The sequence below is a fragment of the Massilia orientalis genome, assembly GCF_030411975.2.
In the GTDB taxonomy this organism is placed as follows: domain Bacteria; phylum Pseudomonadota; class Gammaproteobacteria; order Burkholderiales; family Burkholderiaceae_D; genus Telluria; species Telluria orientalis.
On sequence record NZ_JASNRB020000026.1, the window covers coordinates 43,587 to 62,576 of the forward strand.

The 18,990-nt window shown below is 70.6% G+C and carries 15 protein-coding genes; 10 read left to right on the forward strand and 5 right to left on the reverse strand.

The features are described 5' to 3' along the window. The first annotated feature begins 198 nt into the window (after window positions 1-198). Together QPK29_RS28775 and QPK29_RS28780 are read left to right on the forward strand one after the other, a co-directional pair. Window positions 199-1,467, forward strand: coding sequence for a family 1 glycosylhydrolase (locus tag QPK29_RS28775; RefSeq protein WP_371771879.1), 1,269 nt, complete (start codon window positions 199-201; stop codon window positions 1,465-1,467). Window positions 1,468-1,487: 20 nt separating this feature from the next. Further along, window positions 1,488-2,822, forward strand: coding sequence for a nicotinate phosphoribosyltransferase (locus QPK29_RS28780; RefSeq protein ID WP_371771880.1), 1,335 nt, complete (start codon window positions 1,488-1,490; stop codon window positions 2,820-2,822). A 2-nt stretch (window positions 2,823-2,824) separates the two neighbouring features. Here QPK29_RS28780 and mgtA read toward each other — a convergent pair whose 3' ends face one another. The 4 genes from mgtA to QPK29_RS28800 are packed head-to-tail and all read right to left on the reverse strand — an operon-like array spanning window position 2,825 to window position 7,863. Then, window positions 2,825-5,416 (reverse strand): magnesium-translocating P-type ATPase, encoded by a 2,592-nt coding sequence (mgtA, locus tag QPK29_RS28785; protein WP_371771881.1) that lies wholly within the window; start codon window positions 5,414-5,416, stop codon window positions 2,825-2,827. After that, entirely contained in the window at window positions 5,413-6,279 is an 867-nt protein-coding gene (locus QPK29_RS28790; protein WP_202114367.1) for a universal stress protein, read from the reverse strand. The genes mgtA and QPK29_RS28790 overlap by 4 nt, the downstream gene beginning before the upstream one ends. A 2-nt stretch (window positions 6,280-6,281) precedes the next feature. Next, on the reverse strand, window positions 6,282-7,118 hold the full coding sequence (locus QPK29_RS28795) for a universal stress protein (protein ID WP_371771882.1): 837 nt from the start codon (window positions 7,116-7,118) through the stop codon (window positions 6,282-6,284). 25 nt (window positions 7,119-7,143) lie between these two features. Further along, window positions 7,144-7,863 carry a lipid-binding SYLF domain-containing protein gene (locus QPK29_RS28800; RefSeq protein WP_371771883.1) on the reverse strand — a complete coding sequence of 240 codons (720 nt, stop codon included), beginning with the start codon at window positions 7,861-7,863 and terminating at the stop codon, window positions 7,144-7,146. Between the two features lie 238 nt (window positions 7,864-8,101). On the opposite strand from QPK29_RS28800, the gene QPK29_RS28805 reads away from it, so the two are divergent. Genes QPK29_RS28805 through QPK29_RS28815 form a run of 3 tightly spaced genes read left to right on the forward strand, consistent with a single transcriptional unit; the run spans window position 8,102 to window position 13,015 of the window. Next, window positions 8,102-9,178 (forward strand): HlyD family secretion protein, encoded by a 1,077-nt coding sequence (locus QPK29_RS28805; protein WP_371771903.1) that lies wholly within the window; start codon window positions 8,102-8,104, stop codon window positions 9,176-9,178. Then, window positions 9,175-11,889 (forward strand): ribosome-associated ATPase/putative transporter RbbA, encoded by a 2,715-nt coding sequence (gene rbbA / locus QPK29_RS28810; RefSeq protein WP_400189880.1) that lies wholly within the window; start codon window positions 9,175-9,177, stop codon window positions 11,887-11,889. Before QPK29_RS28805 ends, rbbA begins: the two co-directional genes overlap by 4 nt. Window position 11,890: 1 nt before the next feature. Continuing rightward, window positions 11,891-13,015: an ABC transporter permease gene (locus QPK29_RS28815; RefSeq protein WP_371771885.1), complete on the forward strand. Its 1,125-nt coding sequence runs from the start codon at window positions 11,891-11,893 to the stop codon at window positions 13,013-13,015. An 18-nt stretch (window positions 13,016-13,033) separates the two neighbouring features. Here the strand turns inward: QPK29_RS28815 and QPK29_RS28820 are convergent, their stop codons facing one another. After that, window positions 13,034-13,876 carry a universal stress protein gene (locus tag QPK29_RS28820; protein ID WP_160408733.1) on the reverse strand — a complete coding sequence of 281 codons (843 nt, stop codon included), beginning with the start codon at window positions 13,874-13,876 and terminating at the stop codon, window positions 13,034-13,036. A gap of 205 nt (window positions 13,877-14,081) precedes the next feature. Between QPK29_RS28820 and QPK29_RS28825 the strand changes: the two genes are divergently transcribed. The 5 genes from QPK29_RS28825 to QPK29_RS28845 all read left to right on the forward strand — a co-directional run bounded on the left by QPK29_RS28825 (window position 14,082) and on the right by QPK29_RS28845 (window position 18,974). After that, window positions 14,082-15,566: a sensor histidine kinase gene (locus QPK29_RS28825; protein ID WP_371771886.1), complete on the forward strand. Its 1,485-nt coding sequence runs from the start codon at window positions 14,082-14,084 to the stop codon at window positions 15,564-15,566. Beyond that, on the forward strand, window positions 15,563-15,973 hold the full coding sequence (locus tag QPK29_RS28830; protein WP_371771887.1) for a response regulator: 411 nt from the start codon (window positions 15,563-15,565) through the stop codon (window positions 15,971-15,973). Before QPK29_RS28825 ends, QPK29_RS28830 begins: the two co-directional genes overlap by 4 nt. A 1-nt stretch (window position 15,974) precedes the next feature. Further along, window positions 15,975-17,447, forward strand: a complete 1,473-nt coding sequence (locus QPK29_RS28835; RefSeq protein ID WP_371771888.1) for a response regulator — start codon at window positions 15,975-15,977, stop codon at window positions 17,445-17,447. Further along, on the forward strand, window positions 17,437-18,078 hold the full coding sequence (locus QPK29_RS28840) for a response regulator (protein WP_371771889.1): 642 nt from the start codon (window positions 17,437-17,439) through the stop codon (window positions 18,076-18,078). Before QPK29_RS28835 ends, QPK29_RS28840 begins: the two co-directional genes overlap by 11 nt. A gap of 125 nt (window positions 18,079-18,203) precedes the next feature. Continuing rightward, entirely contained in the window at window positions 18,204-18,974 is a 771-nt protein-coding gene (locus tag QPK29_RS28845) for a helix-turn-helix domain-containing protein (protein ID WP_371771890.1), read from the forward strand. Window positions 18,975-18,990: the final 16 nt, after the last annotated feature.

The window sequence follows — 18,990 nt, forward strand, 5'->3', positions numbered from 1 at the left end:
GGTAGCAGCCCGGCACCGTGTTCACCGGGATTTCGCATCCGCCGGAAAACCGTGAGGTCAAGGCGCCACATCGGTTAGCAATTTGATTCAGGTCAAACAAAATCCTTGCTGCAGCGCTTAGTCTCCAAGGCGGACCCGGCGTGCGACGCTGTGGAAGGGCGCCGGCAGCGCGGCGCGGAACGCGCCAGGGGAGGACGCATGACATCGATGGCGACCTTGCACGGCACGCAACCCCCGCCGGCCATCCGCGCGTGTCCTCCGCTGTCGCCGGCCACGCTGACGCGGTCGTTTTCGTTCTGCACGGGCATCGAGAACAGCGCGCCCGTGATCGCCGGTCCCGACGGCGCGCCGTGCCGCATCGACCAGATGGCGGCCTCGGGCCACGACACGCGCTGGCGCGAGGATTTCCGCCTGGTGCGCTCGCTCGGCCTGCGCTGCCTGCGCTACGGGCCGCCGTATTACCGCACGCATCTGGGCCCGGGACATTACGACTGGTCGTTCGCGGACGAGACCTTCGCGGAGTTGTCCCGGCTCGACATCACGCCGATCGCCGACCTGTGCCATTTCGGCGTGCCCGACTGGCTCGGCGATTTCCAGAACCCCGACTTCCCCCATTACTTCGCGGAGTACGCGGACGCGTTCGCGCGCCGTTTTCCCTGGGTCTGGCTGTACACCCCGGTGAACGAAATGCTGGTCACGGCCGAGTATTCGGCGCTGCGCGGCATCTGGAACGAGCGGCTGACCAGCGACCGCGCTTTCGTCACGGCGCTGTCCAACGTCGTGGAAGCGAACATCCGCGCGGGCGAGGCGATCTGCCGGCATTGCCGGCCATGGTTCGTCCAGAGCGAGGCGACGCGTTACTACCATCCCCACGATCCCGACGCCGCGGCACGCGCCGAGTTCCTGAACGGCCACCGCTTCCTGTCGCTCGACCTGAATTTCGGCCGGCTCCCCACGCCCGCGCTCGTGGACTACCTCCGCGAAAACGGCATGGTACAGGCCAGGCTCGACTATTTCATCAAGCGCGCACCCTGGTCGCACGCCATCATGGGAACGGACTACTACGAGATGGGCGAATCCGTCGTCTTCGCGGACGGGCGCACGAGCGGTTCGAACGTGCTGGGCTACTACGGCCTGACGCGGCAGTACCACGACCGCTACCGCCTGCCGATCATGCACACCGAGACCAACCAGGCGCAGTGCCTCAACGCGGCCGGATGGCTCGAACGGCAGTGGGCGAACGTGCTGCGCCTGCGCCAGGAAGGCTATCCGGTCATCGGCTTCACGTGGTACAGCCTGACCGACCAGGTGGACTGGGACATCGACCTGCGCGAGCGGCGCGGCCATGTCACGCAAAACGGCCTGTTCGACATGGACCGGCGCATCCGCCGCGTCGGCGTCGAATACCGGCGCATCGTGCACGCGTGGGGCGGCCAGCTCGTCGGCGCAGAACGGCGCAGGACCTGAGCCGGACAAAGGAGCGGTTTATGGACGACGCGGCATTGCTGACCGACCTGTATGAATTGCACATGGCCCAGGCCTACCACGCCGAAGGCATGGAAGGCACGGCGGTCTTCGATTTCATCGTGCGCAGGCTGCCGCCGGGTCGCAATTTCCTGGTCGCGGCGGGCCTGGAGAGCGTGCTCGCCTTCCTGGAGGCGCTGCGCTTCGGTCCCGACGACCTGGACTGGCTGCGCGCCACCGGCAGGTTCGGCGAGGATTTCCTGCGCTACCTGGGCGAGTTGCGCTTCTCGGGCAAGGTCGACGCCATGCCGGAGGGAACGGTATTCTTCCCGGGCGAGCCGGTGCTGCGCGTCGCCGCGCCGATCGCGCAGGCGCAACTCGTCGAGAGCCGGGTCATCAACCTGCTGCAATTCTCGATCCTGAGCGCGTCGAAGGCCGTACGCTGCGTGTTGGCGGCCGAGGGGCGGCAACTGGTGGACTTCGGCATGCGGCGCGCGCACGGCGCCGAGGCCGCGCTGCTGACGGCACGCTGCAGCTTCATCGCCGGCTTCGACGCTACCGCCACCGTCCTGGCCGGACGGCGCTACGGCATTCCCGTCGCGGGCACGATGGCGCATTCGTACATCCAGGCGCACGCGTCCGAGGAACAGGCGTTCGCCGCATTCGCCCAGGGCTACCCGGGCGGCTGCACGCTGCTGGTCGATACCTACGATGTCCCGCGCGCGCTGGGACGGGGCGCGGCGCTCGCGCGGCGGCTGCGCGCGGACGGCACGGGCCGGATCGACGCGGTGCGCATCGACAGCGGCGATCTGGTCGAACAGGCCCGTCTGGCCCGCCGGTTGCTCGACGAGCAGGGGTGCCCGGAGATCCGCATCGCCGTCAGCGGCGACCTCGACGAGCATGCGATCGCCCGGCTGGTGATGCAGAAGGCGCCGGTCGACAGCTTCGGCGTCGGCACGCGCCTGGCCACGTCGTCGGACGCGCCGTACCTGGACTGCGCGTACAAGCTGGCCGAGTACGACGGACAGGGGCGGCGCAAGCGCTCGACCGGCAAGGAAACGTATCCGGGCAAAAAACAGGTGTTCCGCCGGCTCGACGACGACGGCGTCATCGTCGACGATACCATCGGCCTCGAGACGGAATCCGTGCCCGGGCACCCCTTGCTGCAGCCGGTGATGCTGGCGGGACGGCGCTGCTGTCCCGCCTGGACCCTCGCGCACATGCGCCAGCAACTGCGCAGCCAGCTTGCCAGCCTGCCGCCGGGCGTCACGGGCCTGGCCGCGGCCGTGCCGCCGCCGGTGCGCATCTCGGCGGGCGTGACGCAACTGGCGGCGGAGGTCGACCACCGGTTCGGCTGAGCTCAGGCAATGCCGAAGCGCCGGGTCAGCCACGCCTTGGCCGCCTGGGTGACGACCGCGTAAGCCGCGAGGATCGCAGCCAGGCCCCACCAGTATACCGGCGGCGGCGGTGCGAACCCGAGCATGGATGCCAGCGGCGACCACGGCAGCCACAGCCCGGTCGCGCAGACCAGCACGCTCGCCGCGACGAGCGGCAGCGACGGCCGGTTCGCGAGCGTCGGCAGGGCAGCGGTGCGGATCACGTACACGATCAGCGTCTGCGACAGCAGCGATTCGACGAACCAGCCCGTCTGGAACCGCGCGGGGTCGTGCGCCATGCCGAGCCCGAACCAGAGCAGGCCGAAGGTCGCGTAGTCGAACAGCGAGCTGATCGGTCCGAAGCAGAGGACGTAGCGGCGCAGGCTGTCGACTTCCCAGCGCCGCGGGCGCGCCAGGTAGGCCGGGTCGACGCGGTCGGTCGTCAGCGCCGTCTGCGAGCAGTCGTACAGCAGGTTGTTGAGCAAGACCTGCACCGGGGCCATCGGCAGGAACGGCAGCAGGACGCTGGCGCCGAGCACGCTGAACATGTTGCCGAAATTGGAGCTGGCGCTCATGCGCACGTACTTGACGATGTTGCCGAATACGGTACGCCCCGTCATGACACCATCGGCGATGGCCGTCAGGCTCTTGCTCGTCAAGACCAGGTCGGCCGATTCCTTGGCGATGTCGGCGCCGGTGTCGACCGAGATGCCGACGTCGGCGGCCTTTAAAGCCGGACCGTCGTTGACGCCGTCGCCGAGGAACCCGACGACCCGTCCCCCGCCTTGCAGGCAGCGGATCACGCGCGTCTTCTGCGCGGGATCGAGCTTGGCGAACACGCCGGTGACGAGCGCCTGCTTGCCGAGTTCGGCGTCGTCCAGCCGGTCGACCTGCGCGCCGTCCAGCGCCGCGGCGGCGTCGAGGCCCACCATGCCGCACACGTGGCGGCACACGGCCAGGTTGTCGCCGCTGAGCACCTTGACCGCCACGCCGGCCCGCGCCAGCGCGGTGAGCGCCGCGGCTGCGGACTCTTTCGGGGGATCGAAGAACGCGATGTAGCCGACCAGCACGAGATCGCGTTCCAGCGCGGGATCGGTCAGCCGGTTCTCGGCGGCGTCGAGCAGGCGGTACGCGATGGCGATGACCCGCAGGCCGTCGGCATTCAGGCGCTCCACGACATCGCCCAGTGCGCCGGCCCGGTCGCCGGCGAGCGCGGCCCGGCTGCCGTCGCATTCCGCATGCGTGCAGACGGCCAGCATTTCCTCCACCGCACCCTTGCAGATCAGCACGCGCCGGCCGTCCGGCCCGGCGACCACGACGGACATGCGCCGGCGCCGGAAATCGAACGGCATCTCGCCCAGCTTGCGCCAGCCGCGGTCCGCGTCCAGGCGCGCGTGCACGTGCGAGTGTTGCAGGACGGCATTGTCGAGCAGGTTCCGCAGGCCGGTCTGGTAATAACTGTTCAGGTAGGCATAGTCGACCACCAGTTCCGATTCCTTGCCGGCGATGTCGACGTGGCGCTCGAGCACCACGCGATCCTGCGTCAGCGTGCCGGTCTTGTCGGTGCACAGCACGTCGATCGCCCCGAGGGTCTGGACGGCACCGAGCCGCTTGACGATCACCTGTCGCCTGGCCAGTTCCAGGGCGCCGCGCGCGAGATTGACGGTGACGATCATCGGCAGCATCTCCGGCGCCAGGCCGACCGCCACGGCCGTGGCGAACAGCAGGGCCTCGCGCCAGTCGCCCTTGCTGGCCCAGTTGAGCACGAGGACGAGCGGCGCCATCACCAGCATGATCCGCAGCAGCAGCCGGACCACCCGGTCGATGCCGCGGTCGAAGCTGCTGCGTTCGCGCGCCATGGCCAGTGCCGCCGCCACCTTGCCGAAGCCGGTGGCGGCGCCCGTCGCGACGATCAATGCGCGGGCGCTGCCGCTGGTCACGTGCGTGCCCATCAGGCCGATGTTGGCGAAGCCGGTGGCCGGGCCGTCGCCGCGTGCCGGCCGGTCGGTCTTTTCCGCCGGCAGCGACTCCCCGGTCAGCGAGGACTGGTCGATGAACAGGTCGACGGCCTCGATGAACCGCACCTCCGCCGGGATGGGATCGCCCGCCGCCAGCAGCACGACATCGCCCGGCACCAGCGCCTCCAGCGGCTGTGCCGCCGCCGGCATGCCCGGCCGCAGCACGCGCGCGGTCGTGCGCACGAGGGCGCGCAGGCGCTCGACGGCGCGGTCCGACCGGTATTCCTGGGCGAAGCCGAGGACCGACGACAGGCACACGATCACCGCGATCACCGCGGCGCTGACGCCTTGCCCGGTGGCGAGGTCGACGCCGGCGAGACCCAGGAGGAGCAGCGGCAGCGGCCGGGCGAACTGGCTGAGAAAGGTGCGGACCGGATGGCGGTGGCGCCTGTCGGTGACCGTGTTGGGACCATGACGGGCGAGCCTGGCCCGGGCGTCCGCGGCCGTCAGGCCTTCCGGACCGGACCCGAGCAGGTGCAGAGCGGCGGCGGCGTCGAGTTCGGCGAGCGCCGTCAGGTCCGCTGGAACAGGGGATGGCGCGGACGGCGGCGATCTCAATGGGCGAGCAGGACGGGAATCCCGGCGTCCGCCAGCACGGTGCGGCTCGCGCCGCCCAGGCACAGTTCGCGTAACCGGGTATGGCCGAAGCAACCCATCACCAGCAGGCCGCAATCCAGTTCCGTGGCGAGCGCCAGCAGGTCGTGGCCGGGATCGCGCCACGCGTCGCGCATCACCATACGCGCGTTCACGTAGTGGCGCGCGAGGAAATGCATCAGGTCGGCCTGTTCCGCCTGGACCGCCTCGTCGGCCGGATCGGCGGGACAGATCGCCGCCACGACGACGCCCGCCGAGCGGCGCAGCAGCGGCAGGGACGCGCTCAGCGCGAACGACGCTTCCTTGCCGCCGTCCCAGGCCACGAGCACCTTTGCGCCATGCCATGGTGCCGGGTCGGTGCGCGGCACGACGACGACCGGACGCGCGCAGTTGAGGACCAGGTACTCGGGCAGGCGCACCGCCATGTCGGGCATCGCCTCGGCCGGGTCGTCCTGGCTGATCACGACGAGGTCGGCGAAGCGTGCGAGGCGGGCCAGGCCGTCGTCCGCCCGGTCGCAGACGAAGCGCGCCTCGTACCGGACGCCCATGGCTTGCGCGATATTCTCGAACGCGGCCAGGGCGCGCCGGGCGTTGTCGGCCAGCGGTTCGAAGTAGCTGGCACCGAGCGAGCCCGGCTTTTCATGGTATCCGTTCGGGAAAATGCTGCGCGAGACGCCGAGCATCGCCGCGCCGACGAGGTGCGCGCCGGTGGCGTGGGCGAGGGCCGCGGCGTAGCGGATGCGCGCGGGCGCGTGGGCGGAGCCGTCGACGTGCACGAGGATGGTGGCGAGCATGGCGGCGCGCTCCGTGGCGGGACGGGGCGGCATGGTCAATGCGCCAGCAGCACCGGCACGGCCAGGCGCCGCAGCACGGTACGGCTGACGCCGCCGAGCAGGATCTCGCGATAGCGCGAGTGGCCGTAGCAGCCCATCACGAGCAGGTCGGCCTTGCGGTCCTCGACGAGGACCAGCAGCGCATTGCCCACTTCGCCGCGCGGATGGTGGCGGCTTACCTTGGCGTTGACGCCGTGCCGGTCGAGGAACCGCGCCAGCTCTGCCGCGTCCTCGGGCGAACGGGCGCTCGACGAATCGTCGTCGAAGATCGCGACCTCCACCTCGCTCGCACGCGCGAGCAGCGGCAACGCTGCGCGGACGGCGCGCGCGGCTTCGGGGCTGGCGTTCCAGGCGATCATCGCGCGCTCGAACGTGCCCGTGTGCGCCCCGGGATGCGGCACCACGAGCACGGGGCAGGGCGAATTCATCGCGATGTACTCGGGCAGCCCGGCGACGCCGGACAGCGCGGGCGTCCCCGGCCGCGTGTGTCCGACGACCACGAGGTCGGCATACAGGGCCTGGACGGCCAGCGCCAGGCCCGGCTCGGCGTCGTCGATCCGGTGCTCGAACGAGGCGACGCCCGCCCGGCTTGCCAATCCGTCGAATTGCGTGCCGCGCGCTTCGGCGAGCGCGCGCAGGTCGCTGAACAGGGGCGTGAGATCGCCCAGCTCCACGCCGTGCAGGGTGGTTTCGCGGATGAAGCGGGAAATGCCCGTCTGCGTCATCCCGACCAGGTGCGCGCCCTGCGCGTTCGCCAGCCTGGCGGCAAAGGCGACGAGGTCGGGTGCCTCGGGCGAATCGTCGACGTGGACGAGAACGGTCTTGTAGTCCATGTTGCGCTCCTTCGTATGCGGGCCGTCAGTGCGCCGCCGTGCTGGCCGACAGGGCCTGTACCAGCAGGTTCGCCTGTGGATTGCTGGTCTTGCCGTCGATGATGTCGCTGGCCGACAGGGTGCGGTGGTAGTAGGCGTTGTTCAGGTTCTGGTTGTAGCGCACGCCGGTCAGCTCGATGGAGGCGGCGTCGCCGAACACGCCGCGGCTGTCCGACCAGGCGACGACGTCGCCCGCCCCGGCGGAGCTCTGGACCATGCGGTTCCAGTTCACGACCGTCAGGCCGGCTTTCGCGTTCAGCGCGATGCTCGTCTTCTTCATGAACGCGTCCACGGCCTTCTGGTTGTTCAGTACGAATGCGAGCATGCCGCCCTGCGCGCCGACCTGCAGGCCCAGGCTCAGGCCCGCGGTGTCGTAGAAGACGGGTTGCGACCAGCCGCCGTCGGCCATGCGCAGCAGGAGGAGTCCTGCGCCGCCCTCCGCGCCCACGCCGATCGCCGCCCGCGTGTACTTCGGTACGATGAACACGCCTTTCGCGGCCGCCAGCAGGGCGCGCATGCGCTCGTCCATGTCGAGTTGGCGGACGACGCTGATGGCTTGCACGACGTGGCGCTCGGCGGCCGCCGACTGACGCGCGGCCGCGGATGTCGTGTCGGACCTCGGCGCGTCCTGCGCATGCGCGAGAACGGGACCTGCGAGCAGGGCGGCGGCGGCCCAGCGCAGGACATGAACGTTGATGATGTTCATCGCGAACTCCTTGGTTGGAACGGTTGTGTCGCATCAATCCTAGACGTGCCCGATGGGGTTGCGGTATGACCCAGATCAAGTATCGCGGTGAACGCTTGAATATGTTTCGCAAACCGAGATTTGATTTGGGTCATACCCAACATCATTGACGGGCCCTTATAGTCAGCTTTCTTGACGCCGCGCGGACCCTGCCATGCGACTTTTACGAATGCCGAGCTTGCCGATCATCGGCGGCGCGATGAAGAACACGACCTTGACGAAGCGCCTGGTGGCGGGCCTGGCCGTGCTGCTGCTGGCCGGCGCCGGCGCGTATGCGTGGAAGCTGTCGCGGCCGCAGGGGTCGGGGCCGGGTTTCGTCAGCGGCAATGGCAGGATCGAGGCCGTCGAGATCGACATCGCGGCCAAGCTGCCGGGACGCGTCGCCGACGTGCTGGTCGAGGAGGGCGACCTGGTGCGCGCCGGCCAGGTGCTCGCGCGCATGGACGACGCCGCGCTGCGCGCCCGCAAGAACGAAGCGCTGGCGCGCGAGCGGCAGGCACGCGACGCCGTGGCCGGCGCCGAGGCCCAGCTGGCGATGCGGCGCAGCGACCAGGCCGCCGCCGTGGCCGTGCGGACGCAGCGCGAAAGCGAACTGGACGCCGCGCGCCGGCGCCTGGCCCGCTCCACCGTGCTGGCGCAGGCGGGCGCCGCTTCGCTGCAGGATCTCGACGATGACCGGGCGCGCGTGGACGGGGTCCGCGCCGCGCTGGCGGCCGCCGGCGCGCAGTTGGCGGCCGCCGCGGCCGGCGTCGAGGCCGCCCGGGTCCAGGTCGTGCAAAGCCGCTCCGCCGTCGAGACGGCCGTCGCCACGACGGCCAGCATCGACGCCGACCTGCGCGACGAGGTGCTGGTGGCCCCGCGCGCGGGCCGGGTGCAGTACCGCGTCGCGCAGCCCGGCGAAGTGCTCGCGGCCGGCGGCAAGGTGGTCAACCTGATCGACCTCACGGACGTCTACATGACGTTCTTCGTGCCCGAGGATGCCGCCGGCCGCGTGGCGCTCGGCAGCGAGGTGCGCCTCGTGCTGGACACTGCGCCCGGCGTCGTGGTGCCGGCCACCGTCAGCTATGTCGCGAGCAGCGCGCAGTTCACGCCCAAGTCGGTGGAGACATCGAGCGAGCGCCAGAAGCTGATGTTCCGGGTGAAGGCCCAGGTCGACCGCGGCATGCTGGAACGCCACGCCGACCAGGTCAAGGCGGGCGTGCCGGGCGTGGCCTGGCTCCGTATCGATGCGTCGCGGCCGTGGCCCGCCGGACTGGCGCTGCGGAGCACGCCGTGAACGATGGCGGCGCCGCGTCGGTGGCCCGCCTTGCCGGGGTGTGCGTGCGCTACGGCGCGACGGCGGCTCTGGATGGGGTCGACCTCGACCTGCCGGCCGGGCGCATGACCGCCCTGGTCGGCCCGGACGGCGTCGGCAAGTCCAGCCTGCTGGCGGTCGCCGCCGGGGCGCGCCGCGTGGGCGCCGGGACGGTGCGCGTGCTCGGCGGCGACATGACCGACGCCCGCTGGCGCGCGACCGCCTGCCCGCGCATCGCCTACATGCCGCAGGGGCTCGGCCGCAACCTCTATCCGAGCCTGACCGTGGAAGAAAACCTGCAGTTCTTCGCGCGCCTGTTCGGCCTCGACGCGGGCCAGCGGCGCGCGCGCATCGACATGCTGGCCGCCGGCACCGGGCTGCTGCCCTTCCTCGGCCGGCCGGCGGGCCAGCTGTCCGGGGGCATGAAACAGAAGCTGGGCCTGTGCTGCGCGCTCGTGCACGATCCCGACCTGCTGATCCTGGACGAGCCCACCACCGGCGTGGACCCGCTCGCGCGCCGCCAGTTCTGGGACCTGATCGGCGCGATCCGGGACGCGCGGCCGGGACTGAGCGTCGTCGTGGCGACCGCCTACATGGACGAGGCGCGCCGGTTCGACTGGCTGGTGGCGCTGGACGCCGGCCGCGTGCTGGCCTGCGGTACGCCGGCCGGACTGCTCGCGCAGACGGGCTGTACGGATCTCGAACAGGCCTTCGTCGCGCTGCTGCCGGCCGAACGGCGTGCCGGCTACCGTCCGCTGGTGGCGCGCCCGCGCCCGCCCGTGGCCGGTGCCGAGGTGGTGATCGAGGCGGACAACCTGTCCTGCCGGTTCGGCAGCGTCGAGGCGGTGACGGCGGTCAGCTTCCGCATCGTGCGCGGGGAGATCTTCGGCTTCATCGGCTCCAACGGCTGCGGCAAGACCACGACGATGAAGATGCTGACCGGTCTGCTGCCGCCGAGCGCGGGGCGGGCCACGCTGTTCGGCGCACCCGCCGGCGCGCAGGGCACGGCGGCCCGGCGGCGGGTCGGCTACATGTCGCAAGGGTTCTCGCTGTACCAGGAGCTGACGGTGCGCCAGAACCTGCTGCTCCACGCGCGCCTGTTCGACCTGTCCGACGACGAGGCCGAGGCACGCTGCGCGGCGCTGGCCGGGCGCTTCGGCCTGGCGGCGCTGCAGGGCGCCGTGCCGGGCAAGCTGCCGCCGGGCGTGCGCCAGCGCCTGTCGCTGGCGGTGGCGCTGGTGCACCGGCCGGAACTCCTGATCCTGGACGAGCCCACGTCGGGCGTCGACCCGGTCGCGCGCGACGGCTTCTGGGAAGAACTGCTGACATTGGCGCGCCACGACGGCGTGACGATTTTTATTTCGACGCACTTCATGAACGAGGCCGAGCGCTGCGACCGCGTCGCGCTGATGCATGCCGGCCGCGTGCTCGCCAGCGGCACGCCGGAGGAATTGCGGGCCGGACGGGGCGCGGCCACGCTCGAGGACGCGTTCATCGGCTGGCTGCGCACCGCCGCGCCGGACGAGGAGTCACCCGCGCCGCCGCGCCTGGCCGCGGCCAGGGCACCGGCGCGCGGCGGCTGGCTGCGGCGCACCGGCAGCTACGCCTGGCGCGAAACGCTGGAACTGCGGCGCGACCCCGTGCGCACCATCCTCGCGCTGTGCGGCTCGCTGCTGCTGATGATCGTGATCGGCTACGGCATCGACATGGACGTCGAAAGCCTGCGCTTCGCGGTGCTCGACCGCGACGGCACCACGCTCAGCCGCGACTACGCGCTCAACCTGGCGGGCTCGCGCTATTTCATCGAGCGGCCCGCGCTGGCGAGCTACGCGGACCTGGACGCGCGCATGCGCTCGGGCGAACTGGCGCTGGCGCTCGAGATCCCGCCGGGATTCGCGCGCGCCGTCGCGCATGGCCGGCCGGCGCAGATCGCGGCGTGGATCGACGGCGCGATGCCGGTGCGGGCCGAGACCGTCGAGGGGTATGTGCAGGGGATGCACGAGGAATGGCTGCGCGGCCGCGCCGTCCGCGCCGGCGGCGCGGCCGGCGGCGTCGCCATCGAGACCCGGTTCCGCTACAACCCCGACGTGCGCAGCCTGCCGGCCATGGTGCCGGGGATCATGGCGCTCCTGTTGCTGATGCTGCCCGCCATGCAGGCGGCGCTCGCCGTCGTGCGCGAAAAGGAGACGGGGTCGATCGTCAACCTGTACGTCACGCCCGTGCGGCGCAGCGAATTCCTGCTCGGGAAGCAGGCGCCCCACGTCGTGCTGGCGCTGGTGAATTTCCTGCTGATGGTCGTCATGGCCGTCACCCTGTTCCGCGTGCCGCTGAAGGGCAGCCTGGCGGCGCTTGCGCTCGCCGCCTTGCTGTACAGCATCTGCTCGACCGGGATCGGCCTGCTGGCGTCGAGCTTCACCCGCAGCCAGATCGCGGCGCTGTTCTTCACGATGATCGGTACCATCGTCCCCGCCATCCAGTTCGCCGGCCTGATCCACCCGGTCGTCGCGCTGGAAGGTGCCGGGCGGCTGATCGGGGAAGCCTATCCGGCCTCGCACATGCTCACCATCAGCCGCGGCGTGTTCGGCAAGGCGCTCGGCGTCGCCGCGCTGGCGCCGGACTACCTGGCGCTGCTGGCGGCGATCCCCGTGATCCTCGGCCTCGCGATCGCCGCGCTGCCGAAGCAGGAGCGCTAGCGTGGGTACGGTGTCACTCCGGAAGGTAGGGCGCCTCGGCGTCAAGGAGTGGTGGAGCCTGGTGCGCGACCCGGTCATGCTGCTGCTGATCCTGTACACCTTCACCGCCGCCGTGTACATCGCCGCGACCGCCCAGCCCGAGACGCTGACGCGCGCCGCCCTGGCGATCGTGGACGAGGACCGGTCGCCACTGTCCCTGCGCCTGCGCGACGCCTACGCGCCGCCGCAATTCATGGTGCCCGAACTGATCACGCTGGGCGAGGCCGACGCACGGCTGGACCGCGGCCGCGCCACCTTCGTGCTGGTGATTCCGGCCGGGTTCCAGCGCCGCGTGCTGGCGGGCCGCGCCGCCGCGCTGCAGCTGAACGTGGACGCCACCCGCATGAGCCAGGCATTCACGGGCAGCGGCTACATCCAGCGGATCGCACAGGAGGAGATCGCCGGTTTCCTCGCGGGCGTGCGCGTGCCGGCCGCGCCGCCGATCGACCTGTCGATACGGGCCCGCTTCAATCCGGCGCTGGCGCCGTCCTGGTTCGGCGCGGTCGCCGAACTGGTCAACAACATCACGATGCTGTCCGTGATCCTGACGGGGGCGGCGCTGATCCGCGAACGCGAGCACGGCACCGTCGAACACCTGCTGGTGATGCCGGTCGGCCCGCTCGAGATCATGCTGGCCAAGCTGTGGTCGATGGGCGCGGTGGTGTTGCTGGCTACGCTCGTCGCGCTGCTGGGCATCGTGCGTGGCCTGCTGGACGTGCGGCTGGGCGGGTCGGTGCCGCTGTTCCTGGCCGGTACGCTGCTGCACCTGTTCGCCGTCACCTCGCTCGGGATCCTGCTGGCGACGCTGGCGCGCACCATGCCCCGGTTCGGGATGCTCGTGATCCTCGTGCTGCTGCCGCTGCAGATGCTGTCGGGTGCGACGACGCCGCGCGAGAGCATCCCCTCGCCGTTGCGGGAATTGATGCTGGCGGCGCCGACCACCCATTTCGTCGAACTGAGCCAGGCCATCCTGTTCCGGGGCGCCGGACTGGACGTGGTGTGGCCGCAGTTCCTGGCGCTGGCAGGCATCGGCGCGGCGCTGTTCGGCATCGCGCTGGCGCGGTTCGGGGCGGCCATGCGCCAGTAGGGACGTCGCGGCGGCGGTTCAGTGCGCGAGCAGCAGCGGCACCGGCGCGCGTTCCAGCAGTTCGCGCGTGACGCCGCCGAGGATCCATTCGCGATAGCGGCTGTGGCCGTAGGCACCCGCGACCAGCAGGCCGGCGCCCGTGCTGCGCGCCATGTCGATCAGTGCGGCGCCGTTCGTGCCGCGCGTACGCTCCACGATCACGTCCACCTGCACGCCCTGGCGGGCCAGGTACAGCGCCATGTCGGCACCCGGTTCCTCGCCGTGCAGCTCGGACAACTGGTCGGGGTTGACGAGGGCGAGCTTGACACTCTCGGCGCATTGCAGCAGCGGCAGCGCGCCCTCGATGGCGCGGATGGCCTGCATGCTGCCGTCCCACCCGACCACGGCAGTGCCCGGGATGGGCTGGCCCTGGTAGCCGTCCGGCACCACCAGCACGGGACGCGCGCCGTGCAGCGTGACATGTTCGGGCAAGCCGCGCACGCGCACGGGGAGGGCGGGATCGGGGTCGGTGTCCCGGCTCAGCACGATCAGGTCGGCATAGCGCGACTGCATGAGCAGCGCGAAGCCGGGCTCGTCGTCGACCAGGCGCTGCTCGAGCGACGCCACGCCCAGGCGGCGCGCGTCTTCCATGAACGCCTCGAGCCGCAGGCTGGCGGCGTCGCGCAGGCCCTGGAAGTCGCTGCCCGGCATCATCGGCGCGCCCATCGACCCGGTCAGCAGGGCGAAGTCGAGCCACGACATGCCGGTCATGGCGCTGCCGACGAGGTGGGCGTCGTGCGTCGTGGCCAGTTGGGCCGCGGCGCGCAACCGGCTTTGCTGCTGGTGGCTGCCGTCGATGTGAACTACGATGGTCTTGTACATGGTGTGTTCCTTTCAGGGCGTTGACCGATGGGTGCGTGACGTCCACATCACTGTATGCCGCCGGCACGTCGCCGTCAGGCAGCCGCTTGACGTAGATCAAAAACATCAAAACTTTCGTGGATAAAGCCCGAATTCACGCCAAACGCTTTGATATTGGCCAGGACAACCCCTATGATGGTCGCACTCATGTATTGACATGGCCGCCATGCAATCCGATTCCATCCACGTGCGTCTCGACTGGCTACTGGGCGCTTCGCGCGACCCGATGCTCGTGTGCGATCCCGCCGGCGTCATCGTCCGGGCCAACCCGCCGCTCGCGGCGTTGTTCGGCTGGCCGCTGGACGAACTGGTCGGCGAACCCGTCGAGGTGCTGGTGCCGGCGCATGCCCGCAGCCGCCACGCAGGCTTGCGCCGCAGCAGCGACGGCGCCCGCGCCATGGGCAGCGGGCGGTTCGCGGCGGTCGACCAGGCCGGCAACGAATTCCCCGTCGAGGTGAGCCTGGCCCGGCTGGACGCCGACGGCGGCCCGCTCACGCTGGCCACCGTCCACGACGTCCGCGCCCGCGTCGGCGCCGAGCAGGCGTTGCGCGACAGCGAAGCGCGCATGCGCGCCGTGTTCGAGACCGCGGCGGACGGCATCATCACGATCGACGAGCGCGGCCGGATCGAACGCGTCAACCCGGCCGCGGAGCGGATGTTCGGGTACGCGGAGGCGGAACTGGCCGGGCGCAACGTGTCGGTCCTGATGCCGTCGCCCGACCGCGAGCGCCACGACGGCTACCTGCGCCACTACGTCCGCACGGGCGAGCGGCGCGTCATCGGCAGCGGGCGCGAGGTGTACGGGCTGCGCAAGGACGGCGGGGTCTTCCCGATGGAGCTCGCGGTGACCGAAATGCGCATCGGCACGGCCCGCATGTTCACCGGCCTCGTGCGCGACATCACGGCGCGCAAGGACAGCGAACGGCATACCGGGACGTTGCTGCGCGAACTGCGCGCCGCGAACGAGGAACTGAGCAACTTTGCCTACGTCGTGTCGCACGACCTGAAGGCGCCGCTGCGCGCGATCGCCGCGCTCGCGGACTGGCTCGCGACCGATTACGCCGACCGGTTCGACGACGAGGGCCGCGAGCACATGCGGCTGCTGATCAGCCGGGCGCACCGGATGGGCAGCCTGATCGACGGCATCCTCCAGTATTCCCGGCTGGGCCGCGAAGGGGGCACGCTGCGCATGGTCGACGTGAACGCGGCCGTGGCGGAAGTCGTCGACCTGCTGGCGCCGCCGCCGTCGGTCGTCGTGACCGTGGCGCCCGGTCTGCCGCGGGTCTGGACCGAGCCGACGCGGATCCGCCAGGTCTTCCACAACCTGGTCTCGAACGCCATCAAGTACATGGACAAGCCCGAGGGCACCGTCGCCGTGGCCTGCAGCGACGACGACGGTTACTGGCGGTTCTCGGTGGCCGACAACGGGCCCGGCATCGAAGCGCGCCATTTCGAGCGGATCTTCCAGCTGTTCCAGACCCTGGCGCCGCGCGACCGGGTCGAGAGCACCGGCGTGGGCCTGGCGCTCGTCAGGAAAACCGTGGGGCTGCTGGGCGGACGGGTGTGGGTCGAGTCCGAGCCGGGCAAGGGCAGCACGTTTTACTTCACCCTGCCGAAGGCATGCCGCGACGGCGGATCGGAGCGACGATGAAATCCTGTAACAGGACGATCCTCCTCGTCGAGGACGACAAGGTCGACGTGCTCACCACCCGCCGCGCCCTCAAGGAAATCCATGTCACGAACCCGCTCGTCGTATGCGAGAACGGAGAAGAGGGGCTGGCGTGGCTGCGCGACAACGCCGACGTGCCCTGTCTCGTGCTGCTGGACCTGAACATGCCCGTGATGAACGGCATCGAGTTCCTCGAACACATCAAGCGCGACGCGCGCCTGCGCCGCATCCCGACCGTCGTGCTGACCACGTCGGAGGAGCAGGAGGACAAGGTCAGGACGTTCGATCTCGGCATCGCGGGCTACATGGCGAAGTCCGTGGATTACCGGCGCTTCGTCGAGATCATGCGGTCCATCGACCTGTACTGGACCATGAGCGAGCTGCCCTGACATGAACACGATGCTCGTGCTGCTGGTCGAGGACGACCTGGTCGACCGCATGGCATGCCGCCGGCGCCTGGGCGGGAACGTCGCCGGCCGGTTCCGGCAGGAGGATGCCGACGACGGCGAACGGGGGCTGGCCCTCGCCGCCAGCCTGCGTCCCGACTGCATCCTGCTCGACTACCACCTGCCCGACATGACGGGATTCGAGTTCCTGGCCCGGCTCGTGGCGAGCCCGGACGACGCCGTGCGCGCGATCCCGGTGCTGATGTTGACCGGCGCCGACAGCGCGGCCGTCGCCACCGAGGCGATGCGCCGCGGCGCGCGCGACTACCTGGTCAAGGACGCCGAGGGACGCTACCTCGAACTGCTTCCGGCGGCCATCGAGCGCCTGCTGCGCGAGCAGCGCCTGCTGAAGGAAAAGCGCCAGGCCGACGCCCGGTTCCGCACGCTGGTCGAGCAGACCCAGGCAATCAGCTACATCGTCGCGCCCGACCATCCCGACCGCCTGCACTACATCAGCCCGCAAATCGGCATGCTCGGCTACGCGCCCTCGCAATGGCTGGACACGCCCGGGCTGTACGCCGAGTGCATGTTGCCGGAAGAGCGCGCCGGCGTGCTCGCCGAAGTGATGCGCTGCCGCGCAGCCGGGCTGCCGCTGCGCCTGGAATACCGGTTGCGCACACGTACGGGCGCTGTCCTGTGGTTCCGCGACCAGGCCGACCTTGTGCACGACGACGCCGGCAAATCCCTGTTCATGCAGGGCACCCTGGTCGACATCACGGCGGGCAAGGAGGCCGAACGGCAGCTTACCGAGGCACGCGACGAGCTGCGCAAGCTGGCCGCGTACCAGGAACGGATCCGGGAGGAAGAGCGCCAGCGCATCGCGCGCGAGATCCACGACGAGCTGGGTGGCCTGCTCACCGGCATCAAGGCCTATGTGTCCGTCATCGGCGAACGGGCCGCGCAGGCGGGACTCGCCGCCGATCCCCTGCTGGCGGACACCGCCGCGCTGGCGCAGGATGCCATCGACACGGTCCGGCGCGTGATCGCCGACCTGCGGCCGAGCGTGCTCGACCAGCTGGGCATCTGGGCCGCGCTGGAGTGGTACGCGGCGCAGGTCGCCCAGCGCTCCGGCATCGCCTGCGGCTGCGAGATCGATCCCGCCGCCGCCATGCTCGACCTCGACGCGGACCGCGGCATCATGCTGTTCCGGATCGCGCAGGAAGCCATGACGAACGTCCAGCGCCATGCGGGCGCGCACAGGGTCCTGCTGCGCGTCCGGCTGGCGGACGACGCGCTCGTCGTCACGGTCGAGGACGACGGGTGCGGCATCGTGGCGGACGCCGGCGCGTCGTGGGGCATCCTCGGCATGCGCGAGCGCGCGCGCAGCCTCGGCGGCACGTTGACGGTGGCGCCGCGGCCCGGCGGCGGCACCGTCGTCACGCTGCGCATGCCGGCCGGGGGCCACCGTGGCGAATGACCCCGTCAAGGTGCTGCTGGTCGACGACCACGCCATCGCCCGCAACGGCGTGCGGCTGATGCTCGGCACGGCCGCCGACATCGCGGTGGCGGGCGAGGCCGCCGATGCGCAGCAGGCCCTCGAGCGCGTGCGCGACGAGGGGTTCGACGTGGCCCTGATCGACATCGCGATGCCCGGCATGAACGGCCTGGACCTGTTGCGCCAGCTGCGCGCCCTGTGCCCGCGCATGGCCGTGCTCGTGCTGAGCACGTACGCGGAAGAGATCTACGCCGTGCGTGCGCTCAAGGAAGGCGCGGCCGGCTACCTCACGAAGGACGCGCCGACCGCCGTACTGGTGGACGCCGTGCGGCGCGCGGCGGCAGGCCACAAGTACCTCAGCCCGGCGGTCGTGGACAGGCTGGCGGCGCTGGTCAGCGGCGCCGCCGCCGCGTCCGGGCACGATGCGCTGTCCAACCGCGAGCTCGAGGTCTTCAGGCTGATCGCGCGGGGCGAATCGCTGGTACAGATCGGCGCGCGCCTGCACCTGAGCCCGAACACGGTCACGACCTACCGCACGCGCATCCTCGACAAGATGGGCTTGTCCAGCAACGCCGAGCTGACGCGCTATGCCCTCGAGCATGGCCTGATCTAGTCGGGGATCCCCTACACGACGGGGCGGGAAACCTTGGCTTCAACTTGCCGGGATACGCGCTGCCGGCGCGTCCGGTTTCGTCCGACACTGCTTGCATGTTCATAATGACATGCGAGGACGACGCGATGACTGAGCAGACATTCCGGATCGCCCCGGCTACCGTTTCCGAGGGCGATGCCGCCGGCACGGGCAAGTGCGGCAGATGCGCCTACCGCGCGCTGTGCCTGCCGTCCGGCCTGAGCGACCGCGACCTGTCCTTGGTGGAAGGCGCGATCGGCTGCCGGCGTCGCCTGGCGCGCGGCGACGCGCTGTTCCGCGCCGGCCAGCCGTTCGCGAATCTGTTCGCCATCCGCTTCGGCCATGTCATGACGTGCCGCAGCGACCAGCGCGGCGAACGCTACATCACCGGATTCCAGATGGCGGGGGACCTGCTCGGCATGGACGCGATCGGGAACGGCGAGCACGCGAGCACCGCGATCGCGCTGGAAGACAGCGAAGTCTGCGAAATGCCGTATGCGCGGCTGCAACGCCTGATGGCCGAGATGCCCCAGCTCATGGAGCACTTCCACCGGACGATGAGCCAGGAAATCCTGCGCGACCAGTCCGCGATCCGTTTCCTCGGCATCCTGCGCGCGGACGAGCGCATGGCCGGCCTGATGCTGAACCTGTCCGCCCGCTATGCGATGCGCGGATTTTCCCCGCGGCGGTTCCGGTTGCGCATGTCGCGCGACGACATGGGGCGCTACCTGGGCCTGAAGATGGAGACCGTGAGCCGCCTGCTGGCACAGTTCCGCGACCTCGGGTTGATCCGCCTCGACCGCCGCGAACTGGAAATCCTCGACATGCGCGGCCTCGAGGCGCTGGCCGCCGGCGCGCGCACCGAGGCGACATCCTGACACGTCGGCAGGCGCG